This window comes from Psychrobacter sp. UBA3068 (genome assembly GCF_002366815.1).
GTDB classification, from domain to species: Bacteria; Pseudomonadota; Gammaproteobacteria; order Pseudomonadales; family Moraxellaceae; genus Psychrobacter; species Psychrobacter namhaensis.
Genome location: NZ_DFBY01000041.1, coordinates 45265 through 62129, shown reverse-complemented (window position 1 = coordinate 62129; position 16865 = coordinate 45265). Strand labels below are relative to the sequence as shown.

The following is a 16865-nucleotide window of genomic DNA, read 5'->3' as shown; positions in this document are numbered from 1 at the left end:
ATGAAGTGAGAGCGTGAATACATTGGACGAGAGTAAGGTAGGTTATGGTGGTCAGTCTGACAAGAATACTACAGTCATTTGGGCAAGCTCAAGATGACCTGCCAACGTTAGCCGCTAAAAAGGCTCAGGCAGTGAGTGTCAGCCATGATGCCGATGTTGATGACGTCAATGATAATAGCCATCAAGCAAATAGTGGTCATTCTGCGCTTACGCCGCCTGAGCGTGCAGACCGTATTTGTGATGCTTTAGCGCAAGTAAATGATATTCGCTCACCTACGCCTTTGACGGATCGCTATTTGGCCAATCTTGCCGACAGGCGCCCGAGCAATAGACCTCCTTTTGACCCCGATACCTTATGGTATCTCAAACATGGACGCTGTCCGATTATGACTGAGCTTGTTGATGTGGTTGATGCCGCCACCCTAAACGCCATGCCGATTGAGGCTGTTGCGATACTTGACCGCATTAATGGTAAGTTAAAGCGCTACCGTGAGTGGAGTCATGAGCTGAATGAGCAGCAACAACAGCAGCACAATGAGCGCCAATTTGTGATCGATAAGCTTGTAGGCGAGAGTATACCTGAAGCCCTATATCATTATGAGCAACTGCAACGTTTTAGTCCGCACCGCACCAAAAATAACATGGTGCAGGGAAAAATGACCGCAGGCGACATGCTGACCGATTTGTTTTTAGAGATTGATTACGAGCTTGATGAGCTACTAGATGAGTTGCATCAAACGGTCATGAACCGTTTGGCCTCGACGCACCGTTATGTCAAAAGCCGTACGCAAAGCTAATGTCTCTACACTTAACTAAATACAAGCGATTAAAAATGGTTTATCAAAAACGCTTCCTTTAATACAAAGGTATTGAAGAGATGTTGATAATAATAAGAGGACAATCTGATGACCCAGCTCACTGCGATGTTCGTGATGTTTATCTTATACGGGGTGCTACCAGCAGCGGGATTGTACCTCGGGTATCGTGGCATTAAAAAAGTCACTGCGCCTAAGATGCTTGAATATGAAGCAATGCCGCAGTTGGGCTACATTCCTGAAAAAAGCTTACCCGCAGAGGTCAAAGAAGCCCTTGCCCAAATCAACCAAAAAGGCGAAAAACTGCGGGTCATTTATGGGGATACCAATAATGATGGAGAAATTGATGATAAGGACACTGTTAATGAGACTTATATCATGATCCAAAACTTAATGGATACACACATACCTCAGGCAGTAGCGGATTATCGCCGCTTGCATGACCTAGAGGGCGCTCGTGCTGATACGACCAAAATTAAGCACTCTGATGTTACGGGCAAAGAAGCGTTACTAGAGGTGCTTGGGACGATTAATGCTCAGTTCGATGACTTGCTGAGCGCTTCTTACCATCAAGACGGGCAAAAACTACTGGTGACTAACAGGTACTTACAAAAGCGTTTTGATAATTCAGAAACCGATGTAGATGTTCCATCACTGAGTCATAGTAGAGAAATAAGTGAGGGGTCAGAAGACGCTAGTGATAAAAATTCCGCCACTGAGAATATTAAACTGTGAACGATAGATGATATGTATTAAACGATAGGGCACACGTTTGAACAAGTCATAGTGAGCGTATATGAGTATATTGATAGGTATTGGCGTCGTGACGATGGTTACCACTGTTTATTTGGGTAGAAAGGGGTGGCAAGCGTTGCATAAAGCGGTTGGTATCACCCCAGGTGTACTCACGTATCAAGATTACAATGCGCCCTTGTCGTTATCTGCTGTCAGCTGGCAACAGCTACATTTGAATAAAAAGCACCTGAACGATTTGCCCGAGCAGCAACTGCGTCAACTACAACGTATTGATGAAAAAACCCATAACTATCAAACGTATCAAAAAGGGATAGAGGCGCAGAATAAAAAATCTGTCGTCACTGAGCAACAGTTTGTATTGCATAAGATGTTGCACACTCGGTTGCCTGAAATGCTGGCCAGTTATCACCAATTAGCGAATATCTATACAAGCGCTCAACATGTGAGTAATGAAAAAAAAGCGGAAGCCAGTGCGTTATTACAGAAGTTCTTAGATAATATTGAGCAGCGTCTGGACGGGCTATTAGAGCAAATAGAGACGCAGCAATTACAAGCGTTACGAGTCATGGATCATTACATTGATAGCCACGATGACTAAAACATGCCAAGACCAAAAATTGTGATGGGTGATGTCAAAATAACTCCTTTTAGATGAGGGCCGATCTCCATTTACTTTATTGGTTACCCAACCTAGTTTTAATGTTGTTACGTTTGCCCTACCTCAATAATTCAGTACAAAAAAGCTGCCAATGACTATTGATCAATGGCAGCTTTTTTATGGCTTACCTTAAATCTATAAGAGGCTTAAGGAAAGTATCAATCAACGCTTGTCGTTGCGATCACGCGTATTGCGTGTGCCGCGGCTGGCAGGGCTCGCACTACTTTTAGGTTTTGCACTGTTACTACGGCTATCGCTACGATTGTCAGTGCGACGCGCTTTAAGCGGTTTGTTTTTGATACGTTCTTGCTTTTCTTTCGCTGCGCCGTGTAGACCAGTACCGTAACGTGGGCGTAGGCTCACTAAGTCCGTTAACGTATTGATGTCTTTTTTATCCAGCTCTAAGAAGCGGCCAGTACGTAACTCTTTTGGTAGGGCAATCGTCCCATAGCGCGTACGTAGTAGACGGCTGACTTTTAGTCCTTGCGACTCAAATAAACGGCGTACTTCACGATTACGCCCTTCTTTTAGTTTGACGTGATACCATTTGTTGACGCCTTCACCGCCGCCTTCTTTGATGTCTTCAAACTGTGCCATGCCGTCTTCTAACATCACACCAGCAGTCAGCGCACGAGCGATATCGGGAGTGACTTCACCCAATACGCGTACGGCATATTCGCGGGTCACTTCGCTTGATGGATGCATCAAACGATGCGCCATTTCACCGTCATTGGTAAACAGTAACAGGCCAGTTGAGTTAATATCTAGACGTCCGACCATGACCCAGCGATCATGAGTCAGTTTTGGTAAGCGTTCAAAGACCGTTGGACGGCCTTCTGGATCCTTGGCAGAGCAAACTTCACCTTCCGGTTTATAGTAAGCGATCACACGGCGACGCTTCTCGTTTTCAGCGGTGTATTTAATCTGACGACCATCAACGCGAATTTCATCACCTTGCTCAACGCGATCACCAATGGTTGCTGGACCATTATTAACCGTTACGCGGCCTGCTTTAATGACTTCTTCCATTTGGCGGCGTGAACCAAGGCCCATGCGGGCGAGTGCTTTTTGGAGTTTTTCGTCTTTCATTACGATATCCTTGAATCGGGTTGGTTTTTACATTTCTCAATGTAGGAAATTAAGGTAACCATTCTACGCTATTTATCAAGACTCTGCTTATCATAAAGACTGTGTATTAGATAAATTTGTTAAGGTTAGTCTTACTATAAACAAACTTCTTTTACTAAGATGTTCTACTCTACCTTCAGACCTCTATATTGCGTAAACAGTAAATAGTAAATAGTAAATATAAATTGATTGTTACACTTACGTAATTTTTACCATAAATAGGCCATTAGTATTTAATATTTAACCGCCTATGTTATTATGGCTTTGTTTTTTTGTGGTTAATGTAACTGTTTAGTACAATTGACTTAGTTGAAGTTATTGGCATGCGCTACTTATATCTATGATTTATAAAGGTCTTTATATGTTTTTCAATTCATCAAAGTTATTAAGTGCAGCGTGTCTGCTGATAATTAGTCTAGTTTCTGGCTGTAGTAGTATTAACTCAGGTCTACAATCTGGTGAATTGCCGCCTAGTGGAACATTTGTCGCCTCAAATGGCATACAGTTTAATGTTCAGCCCTTAAGCCTAGCAACGTTACCACCGAAACAAGTTGTTGCGCCTAGTAGTGACTTAGTACGCTTGATAAAAACCTCAGGCCGGGAAGAGTATCGTATTACTAAAGGGGATATTCTGAGTATTGTACTTACAGGCTATCCTGACATTGCTCCTGTAGTATCTAGTGGTAATTCCAATCCTTATGCTTCAGGTTTTCCCGTTGATCAACAAGGTTTTGTACAGTTTCCACTTATTGGACGTATTAAGGCAAGTGGTATGAGTGTGCCACAGTTTACTGCGAACTTGCAGAGTCAACTTCAACGCTATCTTAAGTATTCAGACCCGCAAGTTAAAATTGTTAATTATCGTGGTAATAAGTTCTTTATAGATGGTGAAGTTAAACAGCCTGGTGAATTCCCTATCGCTGATGTGCCAGTTTCGCTATATGGTGCGATTTCTATGGCGGGTGGTGCCACACCTACGGGTGATTCAAATAATGTCGTGCTGAACCGTAATGGCACAAGTTACAATATCGGATTACAGTCACTACGAGCAATGGGTACTTCTGCTAATCAAATCTATTTGCAAAATGGTGATTCTATTCATGTTAATAGCCAAGACCGTAATAAAGTATATGTATTAGGGGAGTTTGGACAAGTAGAGCCTGTACCTATTTTGGAACAGGGTATCAGTTTAGCGCAGGTTTTGGGTGAGTCTAAAGGGCTTAATTCTACTACCGCCAACGCTGCTAAAATATATGTTGTCCGTGATAATCTGAGTATGAAAGCGACGGATATCTATTATGTAGATATGCAGACCATTACCAGCTTTGCGCTTGCCAATCGTTTTGAGATGCACCCCAATGATATTGTCTACGTTGACCCAACTGGCTTGACGCGTTGGAATCGTGTTATTAGCGCTATACTACCTTCTACAACAGCAATCAGAAGCTTTTCAAGTTTATAGGGAGTCATCAGCATGGCGTTTGATAATATTTTAGTGGTATGCGTGGGTAATATTTGCCGTAGTCCCATGGCAGAAGCATTATTAAAACAACGTTATCCTTATAAGAATATCGACTCTGCAGGTGTTGGCGCTTTAGTCGGCCATCCTGCAGACCCTGCTGCGCTAGAAATCATGGCCGAACAACAGCTTGACATCATCAATCATGTAGCAAAACAGATTGATGAGCAGTTAGTAAAAAAAGCGGATCTGATTTTTACCATGTCAGACAGTCAGACAAAGTGGATTGAGGAACGTTGGCCGTTTTGCCGTGGCAAAACCTTTAAGCTTGGACATTGGCAAGACAAAGATATTGCTGACCCTTATAAACATGATATGAGTGCTTTTGAAACAGCATACCAAGATATTGTTGATAGTCTCGCGCAATGGGATGATAAAATTAACTAAATAACGGCCATTAAACGATTAACCTTAAGTGATGAACATACAGTTATGAATACAGATTCAAAGAATTTATCAAACTCTGCTTCTAAAGAAGATAATGACGAAATTGATCTTATGGCGCTGCTGTTTGCCATTTTGCGTGGCTGGAAAATCATCGTATTTTTTGCTGTATTAGGTCTGGTAGTTGGAGTGTTATATAGCAGATATGTCAATCCCACCTTTAAGTCGGATGCACTGATTCAAATTGAAGAGAACTCTAAAGGGGTGGCAGCATTAGGAGCTGATATCTCTGAGCTAGTCGGGTCAGAAGTCAGTAAAGCCCAAGCAGAAGCAGAACTAATAAGATCGCGGATGATCTTAGAACCTGTTGTTAATTTATTGCATCTACGTATTCGTCTATCTGATCCTAATATTGGGGCTTTAGATAGAATAAAAAATAATAGTACTGCTACTCAAATAAATAAATCTGAAGGTGTGTCACTTAAAACTGAAGATGGTGAAGTAGAAATCAGTCAGTTTAACGTGTCGCAAGCGTATTTAAATCAACCATTTACTTTAACACGCTCAGCGACTGGATTTGTGTTAAGCAATGGTTTTGAGGAGTTTAAAGGTCAGATTGGCCAGCCGCAGCAGTTTAGAGGCTCGGATGGGCAGATTCAAATCTCCGTTAATGACCTTCCTGCTGATGGATACCCGGTTAATATTACTAAGCAATCGCTTCAAGTAACGACAGAGCAGATAAACGAGGTACTGTCTGTGGTTGAAAAAGGCAAGCAGACGGGCATTATTCAGTTGTCTATGACCGGTGACAATCAGCAGCAAACCAGTTTGATTTTAAAACAAATCGTTTTATCTTATATTGATCAAAACCAGTCTCGTGGTTCTGAAGAAACCACCAAAACGATCAGTTTTATGGAAACTCAGATTCCAACCCTGAAGAAAAAACTGGAAGATTCTGAAGCTATATTTAATGATTTCCGTGAAGAATACGGTACTATCGACGTGGCAAAAGAAGCCGAACTGTTATTGATAGAAAGCTCGCAAATTGATGCGCAGCTTAACGAGCTTAAATTAAAAAAAGCGGATCTAACGACTTACTATACGGAAGAGCATCCATTGGTGGTCCAGATCAATGAGCAGCTTGCAGTACTTGATGCTAGAAGACAGGAAATAGATAATACTATTGCAGGTTTACCTGAGATTCAAAGAGAGTTTTTACAGTTATCAGCTGACACGACGATCAATAGAGAGATATATCTCACGCTACTCAAAAACTATGAGCAGTTAAAGATCGTTAAAGCGGGTCAAATTGGTTTTGCGCGTATCATTGATTTGCCTATCAGTACTTATCGAGCGATTGCACCAAAGACGCTGCAAATTATCATATTGGCCATGCTGTTGGGCGCTATGCTTGGGACAATGTTAGTACTTCTCAAAAATATGCTTAGAAATGTGGTCAAAGATCCTGAACGTATTGAAGCTAAAACTGGTGTGCCTGTGGTAGCAACAGTCCCACGCTCTCCACTGCTGACAAGACTGCGTAAGAATAAGAAAGCGCCTAATCGTTTATTAGCCTATGTCGATCACAATAGCTTAAGCTACGAAGCCATCAAAAGCTTAAGAACAAATCTGATGTTTGGCATGCCAGTGAAAGGGCGAGCAGGTCAGCGCGCCAAAGTTATTCTTGTTACTGGCGAAAGCCCGGGCGTTGGTAAGTCCTTTATCTCTGCGAATCTGACAGAAGTATTTGCGCAGTTAGATAAAAAAGTGCTGATTATCGATGCTGATATGCGTTTGGGTGAGCTACATAGAATGTTTAGCATGAGCCAAGATAATGGTTTAGCGGACTATTTATCACAGGATAAGACTCATTTATCAAAATCTAAAGCCCAAACTACAGAAGTTATTACCAGTCAAGAGACTAGTAACCTAGCAAGCTTTATTCATCCGACTGGCATAGATAATATTGACTTTATACCACGCGGTCAGCATCCGCGTAACCCTGCTTCATTATTAGCAAATGGCAGTTTTAATCATTTAATGGCAGAGCTTAATTTGCATTATGATTATATTGTCATCGACTCGCCACCAGTATTGGCCGCTTCTGACGCTATGATATTAGCGCAGCACGCGGATAAGGTATTGATGGTAACTAGATACGACGATTCTATAGAAGGGCAGCTGGTTTATGCGGTTAATCAGATGAATAAAGCCAATATAAAGGTCGACGGTATCATTCTCAACGATGTACAACAAGGGATTATGAGCAAATATAGTTATCACTATAGTTATGCTTATGGTAATAACCAATAGTTAGCTTTTTGGAAATTCTACCAAAATTCACGTTTTTAAGTGGTTGAGTGTTATGTCTACTAATTCAAAACCGTCAAGTGATTATCCATCACTTAATGGCAAAACTGGCTGGCTACAACGTATAGCCGAATACTTGTTATCGTTGCCCCGTAGTGTAAAACGAGCGATTTTACTCACTACAGACTTGGTAGCATCTTTAGTGTGCCTGTTCTTAGCGTTGTCGTTGCGCTATGGTGACATCGCTCATAACATTAGTCCTATCATATTATTATCTTATGGTACGCTGCCCATCGTCGGTTTATATTTGATTGGTTTTTATAAAGGCGTAGCACGTGGTTTTTTAGATACGGTGATGGGTAGTGTCGCAAAGCTATTCTTTGTGCTCATCGTTGTTTACGAGATTATCATCTATTTAAATCCTTCAGAAGATATACCGCGCTCCGTTCCTATTATCTTTCTATTTTTCTTCTTTATCTGGTTATGGAATAGTCGTCTTATTATTCGTGAGATTTTAATGCGCTGGAGCGGTAGAGCTCAGCGTCGCCTCAAAGACGATGGTGTTTATGATAATGTTGTTATTTACGGCGCCGGAGAGGCTGGTCGAGATTTATTAGAGGGTTTAAGAAACTCACATAAATATAATGTTGTGGCTTACGTTGATGATGATCCACAGCTTGCTGGTGCTTATTTGCTCGGTAAAAAGATTTATCCGGCTTATGATTTAGTAAGCTTAGTAGAAGAATTAGATATTGCGCAGGTATTTTTGGCTATTCCTTCTATCAGCCGCGCGCAAAAAAGACAGATTATAGACAAACTTTCAGGCATTGCTATAAAAATAAAAGAACTGCCCAGTCTAGAAGAAATCGCTGACGAAAAAGTGACCGTCAGTAGTATGCGTAAAGTGGATATCTTAGATGTGCTAGACAGACAGACTGTCGAACCTGATGAAAAATTACTCCAACTAAATATTAAAGATAAGTGCGTGTTAGTTACAGGCGCTGGTGGTTCTATCGGTAGCGAGCTATGTCGTCAAGTAATCAAGAATAAGCCAAAATGTCTCGTTCTTTATGAGCTATCTGAGTTTGCGCTTTATAGCATCCATCAAGAGCTAACCATTAAGCAAGCAAATACGCCTGCTTATCAAGATATTAAAATTATTGCGGTCATCGGTAATGTCACCAACGAATCCAACCTGCTTAGAATACTAAATCTCTATAACATCCAAACGGTTTATCATGCAGCTGCCTATAAACATGTGCCAATGGTAGAGCATAATCCTTTTGAAGGCGTTATTAATAATACCAAAGGCACTTATCACTGTGCCCGAGCGGCGATTGCAGCAAATGTAGAAACATTTGTACTGATCTCGACCGATAAAGCCGTAAGACCGACCAATGTGATGGGTGCCTCTAAGCGTCTGGCAGAGTTAGTTTGCCAAGCGCTAAGCCATACGGATAACCAAACCTGTATCAGTATGGTGCGTTTTGGTAACGTACTCGGCTCGTCAGGCTCTGTCGTACCTTTATTTACCAAGCAGATAGAACAAGGTAAACCGATTACGGTCACCCATCCTGATGTGACTCGTTACTTTATGACGATTCCAGAAGCGGCAAACTTGGTCATCCAAGCGGGTGCAATGGCATCAGGTGGTGAGGTGTTTGTGCTTGATATGGGCGAGCCAGTCAAAATAGTTGACCTGGCACAGCGAATGATTCATTTAAGTGGTTTTGATATTAAAGATGCTGCTCATCCTGAAGGTGATATCGAAGTGATTTTTACTGGACTTAGGGCCGGAGAGAAGCTCTATGAAGAGCTGATCATTGGTGAAGATAATGTCGAATCGACTGATCACCCTCTTATCATGCAAGCAATAGAGCATAGCTTTCCATTGGATGAGCTTGAATCGGTATTGTTTGAGCTGACTGAAAAACAAAAAGAGTTTGATGTCCCTTGGCTAAAGCAGCAGTTTAAGCGGTTTGTAGATGGCTATAAAGAAAGCACAAAATAAATAAGAAAAAGTAATTTAAAACATATCTATAAATATCTAATTCTAATACCAAGCAATAAATGTCTTAAAGCACTCATTTAATTTTAGCTTTAAAAAATAGGTTTTTTATGAAAATATTAGTTACTGGTGGTGCAGGCTTTATTGGCTCTGCTGTTATACGCCATATTATCCATAATACGGATGACGAAGTCTTAAATATTGATAAGTTAACCTATGCAGGTAATTTAGAATCCCTTAAAGAAGTTGATAAAAATTCAAGATATACATTTCAACAGATCGATATTTGTGACAAGGAAGCGTTAGAGCAAGCATTCGATAGCTTTAAACCCAATCTTGTGATGCATTTAGCAGCAGAGTCACATGTAGATCGCTCTATCGATGGACCTGCCGAATTTATTAATACCAACATCGTAGGTACGTATCATTTATTAGAGGTGGCGCGTCAATATTGGCAAAATCTTGATGACCTAGATAAGCAACAATTTAAGTTTCATCATATTTCTACTGATGAGGTGTATGGTGATCTAGAAGGCACGACGGATTTATTTACTGAAAATACCCCTTATGCGCCAAGTTCACCTTATTCAGCAAGTAAAGCTAGCTCTGATCATTTGGTTCGAGCTTGGCATCGTACCTATGGGTTCCCTATTTTAGTGACTAACTGCTCTAATAACTATGGTCCTTACCATTTTCCTGAAAAGCTTATCCCATTAGTTATCTTGAATGCCTTGGATGGCAAAGCTTTACCTATTTACGGTAAAGGCAATCAAATACGTGATTGGTTATTTGTAGAGGATCATGCGCGTGCATTATACAAAGTAGTCACTGAAGGCAAAGTGGGTGAGACTTATAATATCGGTGGACATAATGAAAAGCAAAATATTGAAGTGGTCAAAACGATTTGTCACATTTTAGATGAACTAAAACCACAGGCAAATGGTCATCCGTACGAATCATTAATTACGTTTGTAAAAGACCGTCCAGGGCACGACTTGCGCTATGCTATTGATGCAAGCAAAATTGCCGATAAGTTAAATTGGACACCGACAGAGACGTTTGATAGTGGTATCAGAAAAACGGTTGAATGGTATTTGAATAATATGGAGTGGTGCAGCCGCGTTCAAGATGGCAGCTACCAACGTGAGAGACTAGGAGCAGGTAAATAAATGAATACTAAAGGTATTATTTTAGCAGGTGGTTCAGGTACGCGTCTTTACCCCATTACTAAAGGCGTCTCTAAGCAGCTGCTACCTATCTACGATAAACCAATGATTTATTATCCTTTGTCTGTACTGATGCTCGCAGGTATCCGTGAGGTGCTTATTATCAGCACACCAGATGATATAGACGGTTTTAAGCGCTTACTCGCTGATGGTCAAGAGCTTGGCATCGATATCAGTTATGCGGTTCAACCGAGTCCAGATGGCTTGGCTCAAGCCTTTATTATCGGCGAAGACTTTATTGGTGATAGTAATGTCTGCTTAGTGCTTGGGGATAATATCTTTTATGGTCAAGGCTTTACCCCATTACTCCGTCAAGCAGTCAATCGTCAAAAAGGTGCAACCGTCTTTGGCTATCAAGTCAAAGATCCAGAACGTTTTGGCGTCGTGGCATTCGATGAAGATAAGCGCGCGATTTCAATAGAAGAAAAGCCTGTCAAGCCTAAATCTAATTATGCGGTAACTGGTTTGTATTTTTATGATAACGATGTCATAGAAATTGCGAAAAAGGTAAGGCCTTCTGATCGAGGCGAAGTCGAGATCACTACCGTCAATCAGATGTATATGGAACGTGGTGATCTAAATGTAGAACTACTAGGTCGTGGTTTTGCTTGGCTAGACACGGGTACACATGAGAGCTTATTAGAAGCGGCGCAGTTTGTTGAAACTATTGAAAAGCGCCAAGGCTATAAAGTGGCTTGCTTAGAAGAGATTGCTCTTAATAACGGCTGGCTGACTAAACAACAAGTGGCTAAGGTTGGCCAAACAATGCGCAAAAATGCGTATGGTCAATATTTAATTTCTCTAGCTCAAGAGTAAGTACTATGATACCAGTTACCAAAGCTTATCTACCTAACAAAGCAAAATATCAATCTTATGTTGATCGTATTTTTGATAGTGGATGGTTGACTAACAATGGTAGTTTGTTGCAAGAGTTAGAGCGTAGGCTAGCAGAATATTTAGGGGTTAAAAATATAATCCTGGTAGCTAACGGTTCGTTTGCTCTGCAACTAGCTTATAAAGCGTTAGCGTTAAAAGGTGACGTGATCACTACACCTTTTAGTTTTGCTGCGACAACTAGCACGCTAGCCTGGGAGGGTTTGACTCCTATCTTTGCTGACATCAATCCAAAAACTTTTAATATAGATCCAGCACAGATAGAAGATCAGATAACCTCTAATACCAGCGCTATTGTGCCTGTACATGTATTTGGCAATCCATGTGATGTTGAAGCAATTCAGGCCATTGCTGATAAGCATAAATTAAAAGTTATTTATGATGCTGCACATGCTTTTGGTTCAGAGTATAAATCTCAAAGCGTCTTGAATTACGGTGATATCAGTACACTGAGCTTTCACTCGACTAAGCTTTTCCATACTATCGAAGGTGGGGCAGTCATCACTAATGACGATGAGCTGGCTAAAAAAATCAGACTGATGATTAATTTTGGTATTAGTAGTCCAACTTCTGTTACGTCATTGGGTACCAACGCTAAAATGAATGAGTTCGAGGCAGCAATGGGCTTATGTGTATTAGATGATATAGAGGAAGTTAGAAAAAAACGTGAAACTATTTGGCTAACTTATAGTAAAGGTTTATTAGATGCAGTCAAGTTGCAAAAGTGGAATGAGTATAGCAAAAACAATGCAGCTTACGCCCCTACATTGTTTGATAGTGAAGCACAGTTACTAAAGATTGAAAGCAAGCTCAAAGAAAATGGCATCTTGCCTCGACGTTATTTTTATCCAAGCTTAGATACCTTAGAGTATATAAACAGTAAACAAGTGTGTGATAATTCAAGGAATATTGCTAGTCGAATACTTTGCCTACCTATGTATCCGAGTTTAAATAATGAAAATATTGAAAAAATTATAAATCTGATCAAAGAGAGTTAGTATGTCATTCTTAGATAGTGAACAAATAAAGTCTATGGGCTTTAAATCAGTCGGTGAAAATGTTCTTCTTTCGAGTAAAGCCTCTTATTACAATTGTAAAAATATCAGTATTGGAAATAACACTCGTATTGATGATTTTGCCGTTTTATCTGCTGGTGAAGGTGGTATTGAAATAGGTTGTCACGTCCATATTGCAATTGGCGTGAGCATAATGGGAGCTGGTAAAATATTGATAGAAGACTTTGCTGGATTGTCTTCAAGGGTTTCTGTTTATAGTAGCAATGACGATTACAGTGGCATGTTCATGACAGGCCCTACCATACCTGCTGAATTTACAAATGTAACAGATGGGGCAGTCACTATTGGTAGGCATGCGATAGTAGGCTCAGGAACGGTCATATTACCAAATATAAATATTAATGAAGGTGTCGCTGTTGGTGCTTTAAGTTTGGTTACAAAAGATTGTGAAGAGTTTGGTATCTACATGGGTACTCCTGCAAAGAAAATAAAAGAGAGAAAAAGAGATTTACTTGAATTAGAAAAGAAATTAAATAAGGTGAAAGCCTTTGTCTCTTAGAAAAAATGTAATAGCCAACTATGCTAGTCAAATTTATGTAGCAGCTATCGGCATCTTAATTCTTCCTTTATATATTAAATATATGGGTGCCGAGGCTTATGGTTTGGTCGGTGTCTTTACTATGCTACAAGCATGGTTTGGCTTGCTAGATATGGGACTTACTCCAACAATCGCCCGTGAGACAGCTCGTTATCGTGGTGGTTCGATGTCGGCATTAGCCTATAGGCAATTATTTAGAGCATTGAGTGTTATTTTTGTATTCATTGCAATGTTGGGAGGAGGCATAATATGGTTTATGTCTGATTTCATTGCAAATAAATGGTTAAATATCGAGGAATTAGGCACGAGGGAAGTTGTTATCGCAGTACAAATCATGGCAATTAGTTTAGCGCTGCGTTGGCTTGGTGGATTATATCGTGGTGTTATAACAGGATCAGAGCGTTTAGTCTGGTTAAGTGGATTCAATATTGTCATTGCCTCGCTTAGATTTATTGCTGTATTTGTAAGCATGTGGCTTTATGGTTTTACGCCTTTAGTTTTTTTCTTACATCAACTTGCGGTAGCGTTTTTTGAGGTTTCTGGCTTGTTTTTTATGACAAGCTTGTTGAAGCCTTCATTGAGTACATTAACAGAACCTATAGGCTGGTCATTTAAGCCTGTCAGACCTGTGTTGAAATTTGCTGTGACTATAGCATTTACATCGTCAGTTTGGATACTGGTCACGCAAACTGATAAGTTGATTTTATCAGGAATATTACCTCTTACTGAATATGGATACTTTACCTTAGCTGTTTTAGTGGCAGGAGGTATTACGATTTTGAGTACGCCTATCAGTATTGTAATCATGCCTCGAATGGCCCGACTTCATGCAGAAAGTAAGCATGAAGAAATGATTAAAGTCTATAGAAACTCCACACAATTAGTTAGCGTTCTAGCAGGCTCTGCAGCGATTGTTGTCGCAGTTTATGCCGAAGCACTGGTTTATGCATGGACAGGCGATAATCTCATTTCATCCAATGCAGCCCCTATTCTACGTTTATATGTATTAGGTAACGGTGCTTTAGCTGTTGCTGCTTTTCCTTATTACCTTCAATATGCTTTAGGCAACTTACGATATCATTTAATTGGTAATGCAATTATAGTTTTGACATTAATTCCTGCTGTAATTGTTGCTGCTACTTACTATGGTGGCGTAGGGGCAGGTTATGCGTGGTTAAGTATTAATGCTTTATATTTGATTACTTGGGTGGGATATGTTCATCATAAGTTAGTTCCAGGCCTACATCTAAGTTGGATTATTAAAGATGTGCTTTGTATTTATATCCCAGTTTCTATTTTATTGATCAGCTGCTCTTTTATATGGCCTTTAACAGGTAATGATCGTTGGATTATTATCCTAAGCCTAGGAATAATTAGTGCAATAGCAATAGCTGTCGCTAGCTTAGCCTCTGATATAATGCGTGAAAAAATAGCTACTAAAATAAAAGGTTTTCTATAAATGAATGAAAAGATTGAATTATCTGTATGTGTGGTTTGCTATAATCAAGAAAAATATATAGCCGAATGCTTAGAAAGTTTAGTAAGCCAAGAAACAAATTTTAAATTCGAAATTATAGTTGGTGAAGATTGTTCTACGGACAATACTCGTATTATCGTACAGCAATATGTTGATAGGTATCCACATTTAATAAGACCTATTTTTTATCGTAAAAATGTAGGAGCTGTTGAAAACATTAAGCAAGTTTATATTGCAGCAAAGGGTAAATATATTGCTCATATAGATGGTGATGATTTGGCATTCCCAGCTAAACTACAAAAACAATTTGACATTTTAGAAAGTAACATAGATTGTAATATCTGTACTCATGATGTAAAGCAAATAGACTCGAATGGAGAATTTAAAAATAGAGGTTTAACACATCCTCAGGGAAAATATGATATTTTCCATTTGTATCAGAATCTACCATTTTTTGCTCATTCCTCTAAAATGTTCAGAAATAAGTATGATTCTAATTTTTGGGAAGAACTTTTAAACAATCCTAAAATATTAGATATTGATATACATGTTGCAAGTTTGGAAAGTGATTATATTTATCATACGAATGAAATGTTAGGTGCATATAGAGTAGGTGTCGGTATTAGTTTTGATAATAAGAAGATCAATAGGGATTTATCATTAGGAGCGGAAAGAGTCTTTGCAAAAGCTTTTAATACCTTTAAAGATGATAGCTATAAATTAGAGTTAATACAAAAATCATATTCGCTAGCTATGTTGAGATGTGCGTATAGCTATGCAGTATATGATAAAGATATAGAGTTGTTTAGAAGGTATGTAGATAAATCGTTAAAATACAAGAATGTAAGTTTTGAGCAATCGGTATTTAAAATCGCAGCTTTATTACCTATGATTTTTTTTCCTCTTTTCTCGATTAGAAGTAAAATTAAGAATAGATAAAAATAATAAGGTTTTTATGAAAAATATATGTTTTTTAATTGGTAATATGAATTATTCTGGTGGGACTGAAAGAGTAACTAGTCTGATTGCAAATGAGCTTACGAAAAATAGCTTCAATATAACTATATTGAGTTTTTTTGAAGGGAATCAATCTTTTTTTGAATTAGAAGCTGATATAAAGTTATATGCGATTTTTCCTTCGAACGTTTCTTTTAAGAAAAATTATTTTAGCACTATTCTAAAAATTAGAGATTTTGTGAAAAAAAATAATATTCATTCTTTGATTTTAGTAGATAGTAATTCTTATGTTTTTACGTTACCTGCTTTAATTGGCTTAAAAACTAAGCAAGTATGTTGGGAGCATTTTAATTTTAAATATAACTTAGGGAAACCAAGTAGAGATATAGCTCGCAAACTAGCGGCTCGCTACTGTGATTTAGTTGTTACTCTTACTGAAACTGATAAGAATTTTTGGCTTAATAATACTAAACATAATAATCAAATAATATCTATTCCAAACCCTAGTCCTTTTAGTGTTAAGACTTCTCCAGTTAATACTAATAATAAGACTGTAATAGCAACGGGTAGGCTTGCTCACCAAAAAGGATTCGACTTATTGCTAATGGCATGGATAAAAGTAAGCAGGGCTAATCCAGATTGGCAGCTTATAATTGTGGGAGAAGGCGAGGAAAGATATGAATTAGAAAACTTCATAGTAAATAATGAATTATCCTCTAGTGTTACACTTACAGGAAACACCAATGATGTTTCTAAATATTATGAGAAAGCTGATATTTTTTGTTTGAGCTCTAGATTTGAAGGATTTGGAATGGTGCTTATTGAAGCATTATCATTTGGCCTACCAATAGTTAGCTTTGACTGTGAGGTAGGACCTTCAGAAATACTTAGTAAAACGGGATCTATTCTAGTGCCTCCAGAAGATATTGAAGAATTAAGCTTGTCTCTTATTGAGCTTATGAACGATGATATTAGAAGAGCAGAAATAAGAAAAGATAGCTTAATAAAAGCTAAAACTTATCAGATTGATAAAATTATTGGTGATTGGATAGCCATATTGACTTGAGTGATACATTACCTCTTGAGGATATTTCTTAACAGATTTTATAAACCAAGGAT

Annotated in this window: 15 protein-coding genes; 14 read left to right on the top strand and 1 reads right to left on the bottom strand. The window is 39.0% G+C overall.

The window, feature by feature from the left end; genetic code table 11:
* The first annotated feature begins 44 nt into the window (after positions 1-44).
* The 3 genes from B2P60_RS09590 to B2P60_RS09580 all read left to right on the top strand — a co-directional run bounded on the left by B2P60_RS09590 (position 45) and on the right by B2P60_RS09580 (position 2169).
* Positions 45-797: a hypothetical protein gene (locus B2P60_RS09590; RefSeq protein ID WP_286741044.1), complete on the top strand. Its 753-nt coding sequence runs from the start codon at positions 45-47 to the stop codon at positions 795-797.
* A 108-nt stretch (positions 798-905) separates the two neighbouring features.
* Complete coding sequence (locus B2P60_RS09585) at positions 906-1550, top strand: hypothetical protein (protein ID WP_286741042.1); 645 nt, start codon at positions 906-908, stop codon at positions 1548-1550.
* A gap of 61 nt (positions 1551-1611) precedes the next feature.
* On the top strand, positions 1612-2169 hold the full coding sequence (locus tag B2P60_RS09580; RefSeq protein ID WP_286741039.1) for a hypothetical protein: 558 nt from the start codon (positions 1612-1614) through the stop codon (positions 2167-2169).
* Between the two features lie 222 nt (positions 2170-2391).
* Here B2P60_RS09580 and rluB read toward each other — a convergent pair whose 3' ends face one another.
* Positions 2392-3318: a 23S rRNA pseudouridine(2605) synthase RluB gene (gene rluB / locus B2P60_RS09575; RefSeq protein WP_193006577.1), complete on the bottom strand. Its 927-nt coding sequence runs from the start codon at positions 3316-3318 to the stop codon at positions 2392-2394.
* A 400-nt stretch (positions 3319-3718) separates the two neighbouring features.
* Between rluB and B2P60_RS09570 the strand changes: the two genes are divergently transcribed.
* The 11 genes from B2P60_RS09570 to B2P60_RS09520 all read left to right on the top strand — a co-directional run bounded on the left by B2P60_RS09570 (position 3719) and on the right by B2P60_RS09520 (position 16812).
* The gene (locus B2P60_RS09570; protein WP_286741035.1) at positions 3719-4819 is read left to right on the top strand and encodes a polysaccharide biosynthesis/export family protein; all 1101 of its coding nucleotides are present in this window, start codon (positions 3719-3721) and stop codon (positions 4817-4819) included.
* 12 nt (positions 4820-4831) lie between these two features.
* On the top strand, positions 4832-5263 hold the full coding sequence (locus B2P60_RS09565; RefSeq protein WP_286741033.1) for a low molecular weight protein-tyrosine-phosphatase: 432 nt from the start codon (positions 4832-4834) through the stop codon (positions 5261-5263).
* 45 nt (positions 5264-5308) lie between these two features.
* Positions 5309-7573, top strand: coding sequence for a GNVR domain-containing protein (locus B2P60_RS09560; protein ID WP_286741031.1), 2265 nt, complete (start codon positions 5309-5311; stop codon positions 7571-7573).
* 52 nt (positions 7574-7625) lie between these two features.
* A complete protein-coding gene (locus B2P60_RS09555; protein WP_286741029.1) occupies positions 7626-9581 on the top strand; it encodes a polysaccharide biosynthesis protein in 1956 nt (651 codons plus the stop codon).
* A gap of 107 nt (positions 9582-9688) precedes the next feature.
* Positions 9689-10747 carry a dTDP-glucose 4,6-dehydratase gene (gene rfbB, locus B2P60_RS09550; RefSeq protein WP_286741028.1) on the top strand — a complete coding sequence of 353 codons (1059 nt, stop codon included), beginning with the start codon at positions 9689-9691 and terminating at the stop codon, positions 10745-10747.
* Positions 10748-11620 (top strand): glucose-1-phosphate thymidylyltransferase RfbA, encoded by an 873-nt coding sequence (gene rfbA / locus B2P60_RS09545; RefSeq protein WP_286741026.1) that lies wholly within the window; start codon positions 10748-10750, stop codon positions 11618-11620.
* 5 nt (positions 11621-11625) lie between these two features.
* Complete coding sequence (locus tag B2P60_RS09540) at positions 11626-12696, top strand: DegT/DnrJ/EryC1/StrS family aminotransferase (protein ID WP_286741024.1); 1071 nt, start codon at positions 11626-11628, stop codon at positions 12694-12696.
* A 1-nt stretch (position 12697) separates the two neighbouring features.
* Entirely contained in the window at positions 12698-13273 is a 576-nt protein-coding gene (locus tag B2P60_RS09535; RefSeq protein WP_286741022.1) for an acyltransferase, read from the top strand.
* Positions 13263-14771, top strand: a complete 1509-nt coding sequence (locus tag B2P60_RS09530; protein ID WP_286741020.1) for an oligosaccharide flippase family protein — start codon at positions 13263-13265, stop codon at positions 14769-14771. Before B2P60_RS09535 ends, B2P60_RS09530 begins: the two co-directional genes overlap by 11 nt.
* Positions 14772-15728, top strand: a complete 957-nt coding sequence (locus B2P60_RS09525) for a glycosyltransferase family 2 protein (protein WP_286741017.1) — start codon at positions 14772-14774, stop codon at positions 15726-15728.
* Between the two features lie 46 nt (positions 15729-15774).
* Positions 15775-16812, top strand: a complete 1038-nt coding sequence (locus B2P60_RS09520) for a glycosyltransferase family 4 protein (RefSeq protein ID WP_286741014.1) — start codon at positions 15775-15777, stop codon at positions 16810-16812.
* Positions 16813-16865: the final 53 nt, after the last annotated feature.